General features: G+C 67.8%; 15 protein-coding genes. 5 read left to right on the plus strand and 10 right to left on the minus strand.

From position 1 onward, the window contains the following. Positions 1–13 precede the first annotated feature (13 nt). A complete protein-coding gene (locus AB4Y43_RS31865; protein WP_069265156.1) occupies positions 14–979 on the minus strand; it encodes a nitronate monooxygenase family protein in 966 nt (321 codons plus the stop codon). 216 nt (positions 980–1,195) lie between these two features. On the opposite strand from AB4Y43_RS31865, the gene AB4Y43_RS31870 reads away from it, so the two are divergent. Further along, on the plus strand, positions 1,196–2,089 hold the full coding sequence (locus AB4Y43_RS31870; protein WP_368729608.1) for an alpha/beta fold hydrolase: 894 nt from the start codon (positions 1,196–1,198) through the stop codon (positions 2,087–2,089). A gap of 20 nt (positions 2,090–2,109) precedes the next feature. Here AB4Y43_RS31870 and AB4Y43_RS31875 read toward each other — a convergent pair whose 3' ends face one another. Continuing rightward, entirely contained in the window at positions 2,110–2,583 is a 474-nt protein-coding gene (locus tag AB4Y43_RS31875) for an Lrp/AsnC family transcriptional regulator (RefSeq protein ID WP_368606334.1), read from the minus strand. A 159-nt stretch (positions 2,584–2,742) separates the two neighbouring features. On the opposite strand from AB4Y43_RS31875, the gene AB4Y43_RS31880 reads away from it, so the two are divergent. Continuing rightward, entirely contained in the window at positions 2,743–3,651 is a 909-nt protein-coding gene (locus AB4Y43_RS31880; RefSeq protein WP_342949582.1) for a DMT family transporter, read from the plus strand. A gap of 101 nt (positions 3,652–3,752) precedes the next feature. Continuing rightward, positions 3,753–5,057: a DUF445 domain-containing protein gene (locus tag AB4Y43_RS31885; RefSeq protein ID WP_342949581.1), complete on the plus strand. Its 1,305-nt coding sequence runs from the start codon at positions 3,753–3,755 to the stop codon at positions 5,055–5,057. Between the two features lie 214 nt (positions 5,058–5,271). On the opposite strand, the gene AB4Y43_RS31890 is transcribed toward AB4Y43_RS31885, so the two are convergent. Genes AB4Y43_RS31890 through AB4Y43_RS31915 form a run of 6 tightly spaced genes read right to left on the minus strand, consistent with a single transcriptional unit; the run spans position 5,272 to position 9,361 of the window. Further along, a complete protein-coding gene (locus tag AB4Y43_RS31890; RefSeq protein WP_368729609.1) occupies positions 5,272–6,204 on the minus strand; it encodes an MBL fold metallo-hydrolase in 933 nt (310 codons plus the stop codon). Further along, positions 6,201–6,662, minus strand: coding sequence for a MaoC family dehydratase (locus AB4Y43_RS31895; protein WP_368729610.1), 462 nt, complete (start codon positions 6,660–6,662; stop codon positions 6,201–6,203). The genes AB4Y43_RS31890 and AB4Y43_RS31895 overlap by 4 nt, the downstream gene beginning before the upstream one ends. Beyond that, the gene (locus tag AB4Y43_RS31900) at positions 6,659–6,886 is read right to left on the minus strand and encodes a DUF1289 domain-containing protein (RefSeq protein WP_368618076.1); all 228 of its coding nucleotides are present in this window, start codon (positions 6,884–6,886) and stop codon (positions 6,659–6,661) included. Before AB4Y43_RS31900 ends, AB4Y43_RS31895 begins: the two co-directional genes overlap by 4 nt. Positions 6,887–6,888: 2 nt before the next feature. Next, complete coding sequence (locus AB4Y43_RS31905; RefSeq protein ID WP_368729611.1) at positions 6,889–7,395, minus strand: YbaK/EbsC family protein; 507 nt, start codon at positions 7,393–7,395, stop codon at positions 6,889–6,891. 40 nt (positions 7,396–7,435) lie between these two features. Next, entirely contained in the window at positions 7,436–8,359 is a 924-nt protein-coding gene (locus AB4Y43_RS31910; RefSeq protein ID WP_069265147.1) for a hydroxymethylglutaryl-CoA lyase, read from the minus strand. A 54-nt stretch (positions 8,360–8,413) separates the two neighbouring features. Further along, positions 8,414–9,361, minus strand: a complete 948-nt coding sequence (locus AB4Y43_RS31915) for a glyoxylate/hydroxypyruvate reductase A (protein WP_342949577.1) — start codon at positions 9,359–9,361, stop codon at positions 8,414–8,416. A 279-nt stretch (positions 9,362–9,640) separates the two neighbouring features. On the opposite strand from AB4Y43_RS31915, the gene AB4Y43_RS31920 reads away from it, so the two are divergent. Then, on the plus strand, positions 9,641–10,252 hold the full coding sequence (locus tag AB4Y43_RS31920; RefSeq protein ID WP_069265145.1) for an alpha/beta hydrolase: 612 nt from the start codon (positions 9,641–9,643) through the stop codon (positions 10,250–10,252). Positions 10,253–10,286: 34 nt separating this feature from the next. On the opposite strand, the gene AB4Y43_RS31925 is transcribed toward AB4Y43_RS31920, so the two are convergent. Further along, positions 10,287–11,543 (minus strand): acetate/propionate family kinase, encoded by a 1,257-nt coding sequence (locus tag AB4Y43_RS31925; RefSeq protein ID WP_368618078.1) that lies wholly within the window; start codon positions 11,541–11,543, stop codon positions 10,287–10,289. Further along, the gene (locus tag AB4Y43_RS31930) at positions 11,540–12,481 is read right to left on the minus strand and encodes a bifunctional enoyl-CoA hydratase/phosphate acetyltransferase (RefSeq protein WP_069265246.1); all 942 of its coding nucleotides are present in this window, start codon (positions 12,479–12,481) and stop codon (positions 11,540–11,542) included. Before AB4Y43_RS31930 ends, AB4Y43_RS31925 begins: the two co-directional genes overlap by 4 nt. A 495-nt stretch (positions 12,482–12,976) precedes the next feature. Here AB4Y43_RS31930 and AB4Y43_RS31935 point away from each other — a divergent pair, with 495 nt between their 5' ends. Next, the gene (locus AB4Y43_RS31935) at positions 12,977–15,736 is read left to right on the plus strand and encodes a DUF3141 domain-containing protein (RefSeq protein ID WP_368729612.1); all 2,760 of its coding nucleotides are present in this window, start codon (positions 12,977–12,979) and stop codon (positions 15,734–15,736) included. The last annotated feature ends 117 nt before the right edge of the window (positions 15,737–15,853 follow it).

A 15,853-nucleotide genomic window follows, 5' to 3' on the forward strand; every position in this document is an offset into this window, starting at 1 on the left:
GCGCGCCTCGCGCTCAGCGGCCCACGCCCAGCCGCGCCTTCGTCGCCTCGTACTCGTGCTTCAGGCGCGCCACGAGATCCGCCACCGAGGGCACGTCGTCCATCAGGCCCACCGCCTGGCCCGCACCCCACACGTCTTTCCAGGCCTTTGCCTTCGAGGTGCCCGCGCCGAAATCCATCTTCGACTTGTCCGACTCGGGCAGCGCATCCGGATCGAGCCCGGCGTTCACGATGCTCTCGCGGATGTAGTTGCCGTGCACGCCCGTGAAGAGGTTCGTGTAGACGATGTCCGCGGCCTTTGCTTCGAGAATGGCGTGCTTGTAGTCGTCCACGGCGTGCGCTTCTTTGGTCGCGATGAAGCGCGTTCCCATGTAGGCGAGGTCCGCGCCCATGGCCTGGGCGGCGAGGATCGAGCCGCCGTTGGCGATCGCGCCCGACAGCACGATCGGGCCGTCGAAGATGCGCCGTACTTCGCCCACGAGCGCGAACGGCGAGGTCGTACCCGCATGGCCGCCCGCGCCCGCTGCCACGAGGATCAGGCCGTCTACGCCCGCTTCGAGCGCCTTGGCGGCGTGGCGCAGGTTGATGACGTCGTGCAGCACGATGCCGCCGTAGCTGTGCACGGCGTCGAGCAGCTCGCGCGGCGGCGCGCGCAGACTCGTGATGAAGATCGGCACGTGGTGCTCGACGCAGACGCGCACGTCGTGCTCGAGCCGCGCATTCGACTGATGCACGATCTGGTTGACGGCGATCGGCCCGATGACGGCCTCGGGGTTCGCGTTCTTGTAAGCGGTGAGTTCCTCCCGGATCTGCGTGAGCCAGACACCCAGCTCTTCGGCGGGGCGCGCGTTGAGCGCCGGAAACGAGCCGACGATGCCCGCCTTGCACTGCGCGAGCACGAGCTCCGGATAGCTGACGATGAACATCGGCGAGCCCACGACGGGCAGCGAGAGGTTTTGCAGGACGGCGGGCAGTGCCATGGGGAGGTCTCCTTGCGGCGCTTCGATAGACGGCGGGGCGGGAAATCGGCCGTTCGATTATAGGCGTGGGGTCGTTCGGGCATCGCGCGTGCGGATCTCTCGTGCGGTATTCGAGGGAGTGTTCGGTTTCTACCGCAATGGGCTCAAAAGCACATTTTCGAGCCGCGCTCGCCTCATACAATGACCGCAGACCAACAAACACAAGAGACTAGCCCCATGCCTTTCGACGGATTCCAGCCTTTCACCGTTCGCACTGCGGGCGGCGTAGACATCTGCGGCGTGAAGGGCGGCGACGGACCGCCGCTGTTGCTGCTGCACGGCCATCCGCAGACGCACATGATCTGGCACCGGTGCGCTTCCGCGCTCGCGCAGCACTTCACCGTCATCGCGACGGATCTGCGCGGCTATGGCGCCTCCTCGAAACCGGCCAGCGACGACACGCACGCCGCCTATTCGAAACGCGCGATGGCGGCCGATCAGGTCGAAGCCATGCGCCACTTCGGCCACGAGCGTTTTCTCGTATGCGCGCACGACCGCGGCGCGCGCGTGGCGCACCGCATGGCGCTCGACCACGCCGACGCCGTCGAGCGGCTCATGCTGCTCGACATCGCGCCCACGCTCGCCATGTACGAGCAGACCGACCGCGAGTTCGCCACGCTCTACTTCCATTGGTTCTTCCTGATCCAACCCGCGCCGCTGCCGGAAACATTGATCGAAGCGAACCCCGACGTCTATATCGAGCGCGTCATGGGCAGCCGTCACGCGGGTCTCGCGCCCTTCGCGCCGAAGGCACTGGGCGCCTACCACGCTGCGCTGCGCCAGCCGGGCGCCGTGCATGCGATGTGCGAGGACTACCGCGCCTCGGCCACCATCGACCTCGAGCACGACCGCGCCGACCTCGAGCGCGGCAACAAGGTGGCGTGCCCGCTGCGCGTGCTGTGGGGCGCGGAAGGCGTGATCGAGCGTTGCTTCGACCCGCTCGCCGAATGGCGCAAGGTGGCGCGCGACGTGAGCGGGCGCTCGCTGCCGTGCGGCCATTACATTCCCGAGGAGGCGAGCGAGGCGCTGGTCGAGGAGATGCTGGCCTTCTTCGAGACCACGGAGCGCTGACGGGCTGCCGTGCCTCGGCTTCAACGCAGCGGCGGCAGGCGGCGCGGCACCGGGGTGGACTTGACGATGGCCGTGCTGGTTTCGGCGCGCTCGGTGACTTTCGCGAGAATCTCGTCGAGCTGTTCGATCGAATGCAGATACAGCCGGGCGATGAAGCAGTCGTCGCCCGTGACCTTGTCGCACTCGACGAATTCGGGAATGCGCCGCAGCACCTCTTCCACCAGATGCAATTGTCCGGGCAGCGGCTTCACGCGCACGATGGCCTGCAAGGTGTAGCCGAGCGCGCGCGGATCGATCTGCACCGTATAGCCGCCAATCACGCCTTGCGCTTCGAGCCGGCGCAGCCGCTCGGACGTGCTAGGCGCCGACAGCCCCACGTGCTTGGCCAGTTCGGCGACGCTCGCGCGGGCGTCCTCGGCCAGCGCCGCGAGCAGCATGCGGTCGATGTCGTCGAGCGGGGCGGCGGTGGGCGTTGGGTTCGGGCGTCGGTTCATGATTGCGCGGGTGCTCCGCCAGGTTGGCCTTTCAATCGAAGGCAAGGGTTGCCTATCGCCTAAGTTTAGCCATGTATTCCTCGCCCTGCAGCCGATAAACTGACTTGCAGATGCGAAGGGCCGCGCGCCTTTCGTCCGCCACAACGAGGATGCAAGCTCATGTCTTCCACCACTCCCGAAATTCGCCGCGGCGCCGCCGAGATGGTCGTCGCGATGCTGATGTCCGGCACCATCGGCTGGCTCGTGGTCGCCTCGCGCCAGGCCCCGATCAACATCGCCTTCTTGCGCTGCGTGCTGGGCGGCGCGACCCTCACGCTCGTGTGCGCCGCGCTCGGCCTGTTGCGCCGCAAGCACCTGCCGCCACGCACGCTCGCGCTTGCCGTCCTGGGAGGCGCTGCCATCGTTGCGAACTGGGTGCTGCTGTTCGCCGCCTATTCGCGTGCTTCGATCTCCATGGCCACGGCCGTCTACAACACGCAGCCGTTCATGCTCGTCGGTCTCGGCGTGGTCATTCTGCGCGAGCGCGTGAGCGCTTCGACGGTGGCGTGGCTGGCGGTGGCCTTCCTCGGCCTCGTGTGCGTGGTCGAGGTGCAGCCTGCCGTGCTCGCCGTGCCCGGCGAGTATCTGCAGGGCGTGGCCTGCGCGGCGGGCGCGGCGTTTCTCTACGCGATCTCGTCGATCATCACGCGCCATCTCAAGGGCACGCCGCCGCACCTCATCGCGCTCGTGCAGCTCGCATTCGGCGCGCTCGCGCTCGCGCCGTTCATCCACTACGGCACGCTGCCGGCTACGCCGCTGCACTGGGCGCAGCTCGTCACGCTCGGCATCGTGCACACGGGCATCATGTACGTGCTGCTCTACGGCGCGATCCAGAAGCTGCCTACGGCGATGACGGGCGCGCTCTCGTTCATCTACCCGGTGGTCGCGATCCTCGTCGACTGGTTCGCGTTCGGCCAGCGTCTCGCGTGGATCCAGGTGGTGGGCGCCGCGCTCATCCTCGTCGCGGCGGCGGGCGTGAACCTCGGCTGGCGGATCGTGCCGCAGCGGCGCAGCGCGCGTTCCGCCTGAGGCGTCGCGAGCGCGCCGCGCTGGCGCGGCGCTTCGGCATGCGGCGGTTGGCGCGCGGGCAGCATAATGTTGCGATTCGAACCCGCGACTCCCTGCTCCTCATGACGCCTTCGCACGCCCCACGGGACGAAGCCGAACTCACGCGCGCCAAGCGCCAGGCGCTGGCCTTTCTGCTGGTTGCGGCGCTCGTGTTCGCCGGCACGGCACTCTTTTTCCCGCCAGGCGTCGTGACGGATGGCGTCAAGTCCGTGAGCGAAGCGGCCATGGTCGGCGGCCTCGCCGACTGGTTCGCGGTGGTCGCGCTGTTCCGGCGCGTCCCGATTCCGTTCGTTTCGGCGCATACGGGCGTGATTCCGCGCAACAAGGAGCGCATCGCCGACGAACTCGCCGCCTTCGTGCGCGACAAGTTTCTCGACGTGGGTTCGCTCGTCGGGCTGATCCGGCGCCACGATCCCGTGGCGCGGCTCTCCAGCTGGCTCACCGCGCCGCAGAATGCGCAGCGCCTGGGCGACTACGCGGTGCGCATGATGTCGGGTGTGCTCGGCCTCACCGATGACGCGCGCATCCAGAGCTTCATCCGCGACAGCCTGCACGCGGCGCTCGCGCGCGTCGACTTCGCGAAGTCGGCGGGCGCGATTCTCGACACCCTCACCCGGGATGGCCGCCACCAGGAGCTGCTCGACCAGATGCTCGAGCAGTTCGCCATCCTGTTGCGCGACGAGGGCACGCGCGCGTTCGTCGCGTCGGCCATCGTCGACTGGCTCAAGAGCGACTATCCGACGACCGAGAAGTTTCTGCCGAGCGAGTGGATCGGCGAGAGCGGCGCGCGCGTGGTGGAAAGCGCCGTGAACCGGCTGCTGCTGCAGGTGAGCGAGGATCGCGAACATCGTCTGCGCCAGAAGTTCGACGAAGTCGTGGAAAAGCTGATCGTGAAGCTCAAGAGCGATCCGGCGTTCCTGCGCAAGGGCGAGGAGCTGAAGGCGAGCCTGAGCGAGGGCGGCGCGCTCAACGATTACACGCGCGCGCTGTGGGACAGCCTGCGTGCGTGGCTGCGCGACGATCTGGAGCGCGAAGATTCGGCGCTGCACGCGAAGGTCGCCGCCACGGGCCAGTGGCTAGGCGAGACGCTCGCCGCCGACGCCGACCTGCGCGCCTCGCTCAACGGCCATCTCGAAGACGCCGCGCGCGCCATGGCGCCCGACTTTGCTCGCTACCTTACGCACCACATTCGCGACACCGTGAAGAATTGGGACACGCGCGAGACCGCCCGGCTCATCGAGTTGAAAATCGGCAAGGATCTACAGAAAATCCGTGTGAACGGCACGGTGATCGGCGGCGCGATCGGGCTCGGACTCTACCTGTGTTCGCATCTGTTCGAGCTGGTGCGGCTCAAGCTCGGGCAGTGAGATTGATTCGGATTCCAGATGAATGAATCCTGCGAGGACGCGCCAGGCCTGCGCTCGTAGGTGATCTGTAGGGAAATCACCGATGCTTCGGGAATTCCGGCGCGAGTATGATGACCTCGACAGTTTGATCACGTCAGAGCTAATTCCAACGCTCGTCCGGAAAACGGACGAGCGTTTTTTTTTGCGCTTTCCCAGCGTTTGTCCTTCGGCGCGGCTAGACTGCTGCCGCCGGTGCTTCGAAGCGTTCGCCGTTTATGACCAGGGCGCCGCTCTTCGCCAGCTCCCCGGCCAGCTCGCGCAGCAGCCCGGGCCACGCGCTGCGCGGGCCGAGTTGTTGCGCCGCGGCGCGCAGGGAGGCGGCGTTTTCCAGCATCGCCAGTAGCGAGTCGAAGGTCATCGCGCGCACTTCCAGCAGCTTGAAGACGATCAGCACCTTGAGCGCGTTCTTCGCGTTGCGGGCAGGGTCGGCGCGCAGCCAGGCGAGGCGCGAGAACGCGCGCTCCAGCGCCGCCTCGACGTTTGTGAACGGCTTGCCGTGGCCCGGAATCACCACGCGCGCGTCGAGCTTCGCGATGGCTTCGAGCACCGCGTGCTGCTCGGCGAACCCGCTTTCGCCTTCGAGCTCGGGAAAAATCACACCGAAGCCATGCTCCCAAAGCGCATCGGCGCTGATGACCAGGCGCGGCCCGGCTGCATAGAGCATCACCGAGTCGGGGTCGTGCCCCGGCGCGCCGATCACTTCCCAGTCGAAGCCGCCTAGCGCGAGCCGTTCGCCTGCCGCGAGCGTGCCTGTGAACGCGAATCGGTCGCAGGTCTGCCCGGTGGCGAGAAAGCTCAGACGCGCTTCGTCCCAGTCGCGCACAATCGCCGTGCTCGGCGCGGGGATCAGCGTCGCGCAGGGCCATTGCGCCTGCAGCCGCGCGTTGCCGCCGCAATGGTCGGAGTGCAGATGCGTGTTGACGATAAGGTCGAGCGCGCGCGGGCCGAGCGCCTGGCGCACGAGCGCGAGCGTCTGTTCGGCGTGCGTGGCGTAGCCGGTATCGACGAGTGCGGCGCGCGCCTCGTCGACGAGCAGCACGTTGTTCGACGACAGCCAGCCGCGCTCGAAGACGCGGATCGATTCGGGGAGGGCGGGCGCGGCGCTCATGCCGGTGCGTGTACCGATGCGTGCTCGGCCTTGGGCATGACGAGGATCGTCGCGCGACCCACCACGAGCGTTTCGCCTTTCTGGTTCACGGCCTCGCCCACGAGCTTCACGAGATCGCCGTTCAGGCTCGGCTTCCACCACGCTTCATCGACGCGCCACTCGAACGTGATCGTGTCGTTCGCGTGAGCGGCACGCTTGAGCTTCATGTCGAATTCGAGCCCGAGCGGCTGCGCGTACTGCGAGTAGTGCGTGGCGAGCAGCGCCATGAAATGCGCCGTGGGTTGCGTGCCCGATGCGATCAGGCCGCCAAAGCGGCTTTGCGCCGCGTAGGCTTCGTCGTGATGCAGCGGGTTCAGGTCGTTCACGAGCAGTCCGAATGATTTCACCGATTCGGGTGTGAGCTGAAGCGTCGAGCGGAACGTCTCGCCGACCGTAACGACGCGGGCGGGCGCGTTCATTGTTGTTCTCCTTGCGACGCGAAGCGCTTCGCGACCCATTCGGCGTGCCGCGTCTCGATCGCGTCCCAGACGGCGCGCTTTGCTGCGTTGTCGAGCGTGGACCAGTTCGCAATTTCGTCGATGGTGCGCAGGCAGCCCTCGCACAAGCCGCTGCGCTCATCCATGCGGCAGATGTTGATGCAAGGCGAGGGCGGCGGCGCGACGGTGTCGTGAATCGCGGTCATGCTCACGCGTCGCGCAGCGCGACGTCCACCACGGGCGCGCCGGTCAGCGCTTCGAGTTCCTGTGGCGAGAGGTTGAACACCGCATGCGGATGGCCGGCAGCGGCCCAGAGGCTTTCGAGTTCGAACAGATCGGCGTCGATCAGCGTGACGGGCGTCGTGGCGTGGCCGATCGGGCACACGCCGCCAATGGCGTAGCCGGTCTTCTCGCGCACGAACTTCGCGTCGGCGCGGCCGATCTCGCCCACGTGCGCGGCCACTTTCTTTTCGTCCACGCGGTTCGCGCCGCTCGCGATCACGAGTACGGGCGCGCCGTCTTCACGGCGGCGGAACAGGATCGACTTGGCGATCTGCGCGACTTCGCAGCCCAGACCCGCGGCGGCTTCGGCGGAAGTCTTGCCGGTCTCGGGCAGCATCACGACGGGTCTGGCGTGGCCGCGCTCGCGCAGCATCAGGGCGACACGGCGCGCGGACTCGGGCAGGGCGTCGAGGTTATCGAGGGTTTCCGTCATAGATTGATTTCCTTCGTACTGCGCTTCGATGGGTCGCGTGTCACGAGCATGCGGCTTCGCTGCGGGCCTTCGCGAGCAGGGCCTTACCCGCGCGCGAGACGTTCGCCCGGCCGATGGCGGTCGAAATGAAGTCGCCCGCCGCGACGACCTGGTTCAGATCGATGCCGGTATGAATGCCCAGGCCGTTCATGAGGTACAGCACGTCTTCGGTCGCGACGTTGCCCGTGGCGCCCTTCGCATACGGACAGCCGCCCAGGCCCGCCACCGAGGCGTGGAAGATGGCGATGCCTTCTTCGAGCGCCGCATAGATGTTGGCGAGCGCCTGGCCGTAGGTGTCGTGGAAGTGGCCCGACAGGCGCTCGCGCGGGAACACCTTCGTCACCGCCTCGAACACTTCGTGCACGCGCTTCGCCGTACCCACGCCAATGGTGTCGGCAATGTCGATCTCGTCGCAGCCGAGCGCGGCGAAGCGCTCCACGACATCGACGACCGAAGCGACCGGCACTTCGCCCTGATACGGGCAGCCGAGCGCGCACGACACGCTGCCGCGAATGCGCACGCCGCGCTCCTTCGCGGCTTGCGCCACCGGTGCGAAGCGCTCGATGCTTTCTGCGATCGAGCAGTTGATGTTCTTCTGCGAGAACGCCTCGCTCGCCGCGCCGAAGATCACGATCTCGTCCGCGCGCGCGGCGAGCGCGCCTTCGAAGCCGCGCAGATTCGGCGTGAGGACCGAGTAGATCGCGCCGCTGCGCCGCTCGATGCCGGCCATGACTTCGGCGCCGTCGGCCATCTGCGGCACCCATTTGGGCGAGACGAACGAGGCGGCCTCGATGTTCGGAAAGCCCGCGGCCGAGAGCCGGTTGATCAGTTCGATCTTGGTTGCGGTGGGAACGAATTCCTTCTCGTTCTGCAGGCCGTCGCGCGGGCCGACTTCGACGATCTTGACTGCGGTGGGTAGTGCCATTGCCGTGTCTCCAACAATTTTTTGAAAAGGCTTCGCGATGTGCCGCCGCGATGTTCAGTAACCGCGCCCGACATGCACCACGCCGCTCACGGTCTCGCCGCGAGCCAGCGCGCCGATCTTGTCGGCGACCTGCGAGATCGCTTCGTCGCGTAATGTGAGCGCCGAACTGTGCGGCGTGATCGTGATGCGCGGCTCGCGCCAGAAGAGATGATCGGGCGGCAGCGGCTCTTCGCGGAACACGTCGAGCGTCGCCGCCGCGAGCGTGCCGTTGGCGAGTGCGTCGAGCAGATCCTGTTCGTTCAGATGCGTGCCGCGCGCCACGTTCACGACATACGCGCCGCGCGAGAGCTTGCCGAAGGTGCGCGCGTTGAGCACGCTTTCGGTGTCGGGCGTGGCGGGTAGGAGGTTCACGAGCAGCTTCACGCCGTCGAGGAAGGCGTCGAACTGCTCGCCGTGCAACTCGCCCGAATACGTTTCGATGCCTTCGATCGTCTTCATGCCGCGCGAAAAGCCGCGCACCGGCACGCCGAGCGAGGCGACCGCGTGCGCGACCTGCGCGCCCAGTACGCCGAGGCCCAGCACGCCCACCGTGAAGGTCTCATGCGGATGCGGCGCGAGCACGTGCCATTCGCGGCGCGCCTGCGCGAGCGCGTATTCGTCGAAACGGCGCAGGTAGCGCAGTACAGCGTGCTGCACGTACTCGCTCATTTGCCGGCCCATGCCCGAGTCTTCGAGCCGCACGAGCATGGCGGTGCCGGGCAGCGTGCCCGGCCGCTCGCGTTCGTGGGCGAGGATCGCGTCGACGCCCGCGCCCAGATTGAAGATGGCGCGAAGCCCCGGCACGCCGAAGAGTTCGCGCGGCGGGTGCCAGACGACAGCATAGTCGGCGGGATCGGTGTCGCCGGGCTGCCACTCTCGCAACTCGGCATCGGGCAGCGCGCGCGCGAGGCCGTGGAGCCACGTGGAGGCGTCGGTCTGCGGGAACCAGAAAATGATCTTCATGATGGGTGAACCTGTCCCTGGTAACGGCTGTGCGGCTCGAGCCTACGCGCGCTGTTGCGTTGCGTGCAGCCCGCGAGGGCCGCGAGAGCCGCGTGCACCGGCACCATTCTACTTTTTCAGGCCCGCGCCCGCCGCGCAAATCGCGGCGCGCCGGCCCGCGGCCTGTCTCGGGGAGGGCCCGGCCGGGGGCGCCGAAAAGCTAAGCAAAAAAAATTGGTTCGGGGTGCGCGGCTCGCAGGCCACAATCGATTCACGCCGTGTTCCAGCGAGGAAAAAATCATGCTTTCGTGCGCGCAAATGCGTTGGCCGCCCCGCCTCGTCACCGTGCCGGGTCTGCACGGCAGCGACGGCGCTCACTGGCAGAGCTGGCTCGAACGCCAGTTCGCGCGCTCGCTGCGCGCGGAGCAGGACGACTGGGATGCGCCCGATCTGGCGGTGTGGGGCGCGGGGCTCGCGCGGCGGCTGGCCGGCGAGCGCGGGCCGTTCCTGCTGGCCGCGCACAGCTTCGGTTGCCTCGTGGCGGCGCATGCGCTGCACACGGGCATGCTGGGGGAAAGCGGCGCCGACATTGCCGGCGTGTTGTTCGTCGCGCCCGCGAGTCCCGAGAAGTTCCGCTTTGCCGGCGCGTTCGAGGCGCGGCAGCTTCCCGTGCCGTCCATCCTCATCGGCAGCGAAACCGATCCGTGGATGCCGCTCGAAGGCGCCCGCGCGCTCGCGCAGCAACTGGGCAGCACGTTCGTGAATCTCGGCGATGCGGGTCATATCAACACGGCGGCAGGCTTTGGGCCGTGGCCGCGCGCGAAGTATTTCGTCGATACGCTCGTTCACGGCGCGGCGCCGGGGCGCTTGCGCGACGCGGCATTCGACCGGGGCGGTCCGGCGTACGCCTGAAGTCAGGCGTAGCGAACCGCGGCGCCGTGCCCGCTCAGTGCCTGAGCGCCGCCCGCAACAGCCGCGCCGTATGGAGCGCGATCATCCCCTCTTCGTCGGTGCGGATCGCGAAAACGGGCACGCGGCTTTCGCGCGTGCTCACGCGCTCGTTGCCGTTGCTGCTGCCCACCTCGTTGACTTGCGCGTCGAGCACGGTGCCGAACACCGGCGCGAGCCGCTCGCACACCTGCGCGCGAATGGGCGCGGCATGCTCGCCGATGCCCGCCGTGAACACGAGCGCGTCCAGCCCGCCCAGCACCACGGCGAGTTTGCCGACGTCCTGCGCGATGCGATACGTATAGAAGTCGATCGCGAGCCTCGCCCGGTCGCTGCCGCTCGCGAGCAGCTCGCGCATGTCGCTGCTCAGGCCCGACAGGCCCTTCAGGCCCGACTCCTGATACAGCACCTTCTCGATGGCGTGGTAGTCCATGCCCTTCGCCATCATCCAGAGCACGGCGCCTGCGTCGAGCGCGCCGCAGCGCGTGCCCATGGGCAGGCCGTCGAGCGCGGTGAGGCCCATGGTGGTCTCGATGCTCTTGCCGTCCTTCATCGCGCACAGGCTCGCGCCGTTGCCCAGGTGCGCAACGACGACGCGCCCGCGCGCAATGTCGGGCGCGACCTGATGGAGGTGCCTGGCAATGTATTCATACGAGAGACCGTGAAAGCCGTAGCGCCGGACGCCCTCGCCGTAGTAGCTGTACGGCAGCGCGAAGAGCTGCGCCATGATGTCGTTGCCCGCATGGAACGCGGTGTCGAAGCACGCCACCTGCGGCAGCTCCGGCGCGGCCTGACGCACCGCACGAATCGCGGCGAGATTGTGCGGCTGATGCAGGGGCGCGAGCGGCGTGAGCGCGTCGAGCTCCTGGATCACTTCGTCGTCGATGAGCACGGCGTCGGCGTAGCGCGCGCCGCCGTGCACCACGCGGTGGCCGATCGCGGCGGGCGGCGTGTCGCGCAGGCCAACGGCGAGCACGAGGCGCAGGAGGCGAAACGCGGCGTCGTGATCGGCGACCTGGGCAACCGGAAACTTCTCGTCGACGATCAGGCGCCCGTCGGCCATATTCGCGACCACGCGCGGCGCGACGCCGATGCCCTCGATCTGCCCGCCCGCGCCATGCAGCGCGCGCGCACCGCCTTCCACGTGGTCGTCTTCGATCACGCGAAACACCGAACACTTGATGCTCGACGACCCCGCATTCACGACGAGCACGACATGGCCTTCCACGGCCGGCTGGGCTTGGACGCTGCTCACAGGATCTCCGTTGCTTTGCGCGCACGTCGCGCATGCGCAAGCAGGACGGCGATCGCGCAACTGCCGATGCGCGATCGCACGCTGTCGGCGCGGCTCGTGAGGATGATCGGCACGCGCGCGCCGAGGACGATGCCGGCTGCTTCCGCGCCGGCGAGGAAGGTGAGCTGTTTGGCGAGCATGTTGCCCGCTTCGAGGTCGGGCACGAGCAGGATGTCGGGGTCGCCTGCAACGGGCGACGTAATGCCTTTGATGCGCGCGGCTTCGGCGCTGATCGCGTTGTCGAAGGCGAGCGGGCCGTCGAGCAGGCCACCCGTGATCTGGCCGCGGTCGGCCATCTTGCACAGGGCGGCGGCGTCGATGGTGGAGGGCATCTTTTCGGACACCGTTTCCACGGCGCCGAGGATGGCGACCTTCGGCGTGCCCACGCCCAGCGACTGCACGAGGTCGATCGCGTTGCGCACGATGTCGGCCTTGTCGGCGAGCTTGGGGAAGATGTTGACGGCCGCATCGGTGATGAAAAGCGGCTTGTGGTACGAGGGCACGTCCATCGCGAACACGTGCGAGAGGCGTCGCTCGGTGCGCAGGCCATTGGCGCCGAGCGCGACTTCGTGGAGCAGCTCGTCGCTGTGCAGGCTGCCCTTCATGAGCAGTTCGGCCTGGCCCTCTCGCACGGCGCGCACGGCGAATTCGGCGGCGGCGTGGCTGTGCGGCGCGTCGATGATGGTGATGCCGTCGAGGCGCAGGTCGGCTTCCTCGGCCACCGCGCGGATCTTCGCTTCGGGGCCGACCAGAATCGGCACGATCAAGCCGAGGTTCGCGGCGTCGAGCGCCCCGGTGAGCGAGGACACGTCGCACGGGTGCGCCACGGCGGTGGGCACGGGCGCAAGGCCGCCACAACGGGCGAGCAGAACCGAATACTTGTCAGGCGATGAAGTCATGACGGTCTCCTCCAGGATGTGCATCTGGACCATGCTGCGGCGCGCAAAGCCGTAACAGTGTAGACCAGCGCGAACGAGGCGGTCGGCTGGATGCACGCCGGGCCGGCGCGGCATCGTGACGCGTCGCGGCGAGGTCCGGCAGTCGCGCCTGTCATGCTTCGTTCACAAGGCGTTGCGATCATGGAAGAGGCACTAGAGCCCGCCGCGAACCTTGACTTTCACAGGGCCGCCGCCTAAGTTTTTAGATGCCGCAGTGCAACATGATCTGGCTCTTTTCACGTCGCGGTCGCGTGGCGTACGAAACGCGCACGCGGCCGCGAATACCTTTTGCCGGCCCCGTTGCCCGCAATGCCGCCGCTCCGAGGGCGGCAGAACAGGGGCAGCGGCCAGGCCTCGCGCGTCGTTCGTCGTGATGGCACGCGTCCACGGCCCGCGCCGGCCTGGCGCTTGCTTGCCGCGAGGCGAGCCGGCGCTCCCTTAAAGGAGATTCGTCTCGTGGCAGTTCCCGCCTCCTCGCCGCTCGTTTCGTCGCCGTTTTCGTTTCTGCCCACGCTCGCATCGGGCACGTCTTTCTGGCCCTTCGCGCCTTTCTGGCCCCTCGCGGGCGCATCCGACGAGGAGTCATCGCCCCAGACGCCGCTGACCGAAGCGGCTTCGGCCGTGTCCTCGGCCGTGAACCAGGCAATCGAAACGGCGCAATCCGCGCCCACGGTTGCGCAGCCGCTCTATGACTACGTCTACGACGCCTGGCAGCGCAGCGTGCTGTTCCTCGACGTGCTGCGCGAGCGCGGCAACCAGACTTATGTGCACGAGCAGGCGGGCATGCCGCCGGTACTCGCGTTCGACTATGAAGTGATCGTCGATGGCCGCGAACTCGACGATCCGTGCAATTACGCGCTGCTGCGCATCAAGCCCGAAGAGGGCGTGCCGACCGATCCGCGCATGCGCCCCTTCGTCGTGATCGACCCGCGTGCGGGCCACGGCCCCGGCATTGCCGGCTTCAAGATGGACAGCGAAGTCGGCATCGCGTTGCGCAAAGGCCACCCGTGCTATTTCGTGACGTTCTTCCCGCTGCCTTGCGAAACGCAGACGATCCAGTCGGTCGCGCAGGCCGAAGCCGTTTTCATTCAACGTGTGCGCGAGCTGCATCCCGACGCGGACGGCCTGCCGTTCATCATCGGCAACTGCCAGGGCGGCTGGGCCGCAGCGCTGCTCGCGGCCTCCGCGCCTGCACTGGTCGGCCCGCTCATGCTCGCGGGCTCGCCGCTGTCCTACTGGGCCGGCGTGCGCGGCAAGAACCCCATGCGCTATTCGGGCGGCATGCTGGGCGGCTCGTGGATGTCCTCGCTCGCGGCGGACCTGGGCGACGGCCGCTTCGACGGCGCGTATCTCGTGCAGAACTTCGAGTACCTCAATCCGGCCAACACGTACTGGGGCAAGCTCTACAACCTCTATTCGAAGGTCGATTCCGAGCGCGAGCGCTTCCTCGAATTCGAGCGCTGGTGGGGTGGCCATTTCCAGCTGAACCGCGCCGAGATCGACTGGATCGTGCAGAACCTCTTCGTGGGCAACCACCTCACGCGCAATGAAGTGTTCGCGAAGAACGCTCGCTCGCCGGTGGACCTGCGCAACATCCGCACGCCGATCATCGTGCTCGCCTCCTGGGGCGACAACATCACGCCGCCGCAGCAGGCGCTCAACTGGATTCCCGATCTCTACGCGAGCGTCGACGAGATCGTCGCCAACGAGCAGGTGATCGTGTACTGCCTGCACGACAAGGTGGGGCACCTCGGCATCTTCGTTTCGGCGAGCGTGGCCAATAAGGAGCACACCGAACTATTCTCGGCGCTCGATCTGATCGACGTGCTGCCGCCGGGCCTCTACGAAGCGAAAATCACCGACTCGACGCCGGAAGCCGGGCGCCTCGAAGCGCTCGAAGGGCGCTACGAGATCCGCTTCGAGCTGCGCACGATCGAAGATATTCTCGCGCTCGACGACGGCCGCGACGACGAGCAGCCCTTCGAGGTGGTGCGCCGTCTCGCGGAAAACAACCAGCGCCTGTATGACCTGTTCGTCTCGCCGTTCGTGCGTGCGTCGAGCAACGCGTTCAGCGCGCATGCGCTGCGCGAGTCGCATCCGTCGCGCGTGGAGCGCAGCGTGCTGAGCGACGCGAATCCTACGCTGGGCGTGCTGCCCGCCATGGCGGAAGCGGTGCGCGCGCATCGCAAGCCGGCCGCGCCCGACAATCCGTTCACGCTGCTCGAAAGGCAGGCGTCGGCGACCATCGAGGCAACCCTCGATGCGTATCGCGACGCGCGCGACACCTGGGTCGAGAGCACGTTCTACAACGTGTACACCGCGCCGTGGGTGCAGGCCTGTGTGGGCGTAGCGCCCAACCAGCCGCTCGAGCCGATCGCGCCGCCGCTCATGGCGCTGCGCAAGGAGCTTGCGCAGTACCGCCTGCGCGCGGCGCGCGCGCATCTCGCGAAGGGCTCCCTCGTCGACGCGTTCATGCGCATCGCCGCGTATATCGTCGATGAAATGCATGCGGTGCAGTACCGGCCGTTCCAGCGCATGCGCGAACTCGCCCGGGAGTATCTCGGCGATCGCCAGCCGAGCATCGCCGAGCTGAAGGAATCGGCGCGCCGCCAGGGCGCGATCGTGCAGCTCGATCCGCAGGCCGCGATCGACGCCTTGCCCGAGATCGTGCCCGACATGAAGACGCGCCGCGCGCTGCTCGCAGCCGTGTACCGCATCGCGACCGTATCCGGGCCGCTCGAAGGCGAGCGGCGCGAGCGCTATCGCCACGTGCAGCGCGCGCTGGGCGTCGAGCCGGGCAGCGAGAAGACGGGACTGCCGCCGCTCGATGGCGGCGGGTCGTCGTCGGAGGGCGGCGGTGTTTCGGGCCCAGGCGGCGGCACGGCTGGCGACGGCGGCGCCGAACAGGGCGTCCAGGCGTCCTCCGCCGCGCAGGCTGCGGAACCCGAGCCTGCAACTGAAGCCCCGGCAGCTTCCGCAAAGTCCTCCCGCGTGAAGGCCGCTCTTGCGGGCGAACACGCCACGCCCACGAAACCCATGCGTGCGGCGCGCGCCGGCGTGAAGGTAAAGGCCGCGGAACCGGCCGAAGCGAAGAAGGCGCCGGCTGCCGCCAAGACGGCGGCGCGCCGCTCGCGCGCGGCAGCGACGCCCACCGCCACGCGGGCTGCGGGCACGACGGCCACGCGCCGCCGCGCGACGCGCAACGCAGGCGAGTAACGAAGCCCGTTCTCGTTTCACCCTGCACGCGCCGCATCCCCACCGATGCGGCGCGTCGCTTGGAGCTCGACACACCGGCAGCCAGATCGGCAACTGCATCCGCGGCCATCACCGGCC

Source organism: Paraburkholderia sp. BR10872 (genome assembly GCF_040965835.1).
Classification (GTDB): domain Bacteria; phylum Pseudomonadota; class Gammaproteobacteria; order Burkholderiales; family Burkholderiaceae; genus Paraburkholderia; species Paraburkholderia nodosa_A.

Coding starts and splice junctions, on each gene's coding strand:
- AB4Y43_RS31875 (WP_368606334.1), bottom strand. CDS start 2,583: ATGAACCGACGCCCGAACCCAACGCCCACCGCCGCCCCGCTCGACGAC.
- AB4Y43_RS31865 (WP_069265156.1), bottom strand. CDS start 979: ATGGCACTGCCCGCCGTCCTGCAAAACCTCTCGCTGCCCGTCGTGGGC.
- AB4Y43_RS31880 (WP_342949582.1), top strand. CDS start 2,743: ATGTCTTCCACCACTCCCGAAATTCGCCGCGGCGCCGCCGAGATGGTC.
- AB4Y43_RS31900 (WP_368618076.1), bottom strand. CDS start 6,886: ATGACCGCGATTCACGACACCGTCGCGCCGCCGCCCTCGCCTTGCATC.
- AB4Y43_RS31890 (WP_368729609.1), bottom strand. CDS start 6,204: ATGAGCGCCGCGCCCGCCCTCCCCGAATCGATCCGCGTCTTCGAGCGC.
- AB4Y43_RS31920 (WP_069265145.1), top strand. CDS start 9,641: ATGCTTTCGTGCGCGCAAATGCGTTGGCCGCCCCGCCTCGTCACCGTG.
- AB4Y43_RS31910 (WP_069265147.1), bottom strand. CDS start 8,359: ATGGCACTACCCACCGCAGTCAAGATCGTCGAAGTCGGCCCGCGCGAC.
- AB4Y43_RS31885 (WP_342949581.1), top strand. CDS start 3,753: ATGACGCCTTCGCACGCCCCACGGGACGAAGCCGAACTCACGCGCGCC.
- AB4Y43_RS31895 (WP_368729610.1), bottom strand. CDS start 6,662: ATGAACGCGCCCGCCCGCGTCGTTACGGTCGGCGAGACGTTCCGCTCG.
- AB4Y43_RS31930 (WP_069265246.1), bottom strand. CDS start 12,481: ATGACTTCATCGCCTGACAAGTATTCGGTTCTGCTCGCCCGTTGTGGC.
- AB4Y43_RS31870 (WP_368729608.1), top strand. CDS start 1,196: ATGCCTTTCGACGGATTCCAGCCTTTCACCGTTCGCACTGCGGGCGGC.
- AB4Y43_RS31905 (WP_368729611.1), bottom strand. CDS start 7,395: ATGACGGAAACCCTCGATAACCTCGACGCCCTGCCCGAGTCCGCGCGC.
- AB4Y43_RS31915 (WP_342949577.1), bottom strand. CDS start 9,361: ATGAAGATCATTTTCTGGTTCCCGCAGACCGACGCCTCCACGTGGCTC.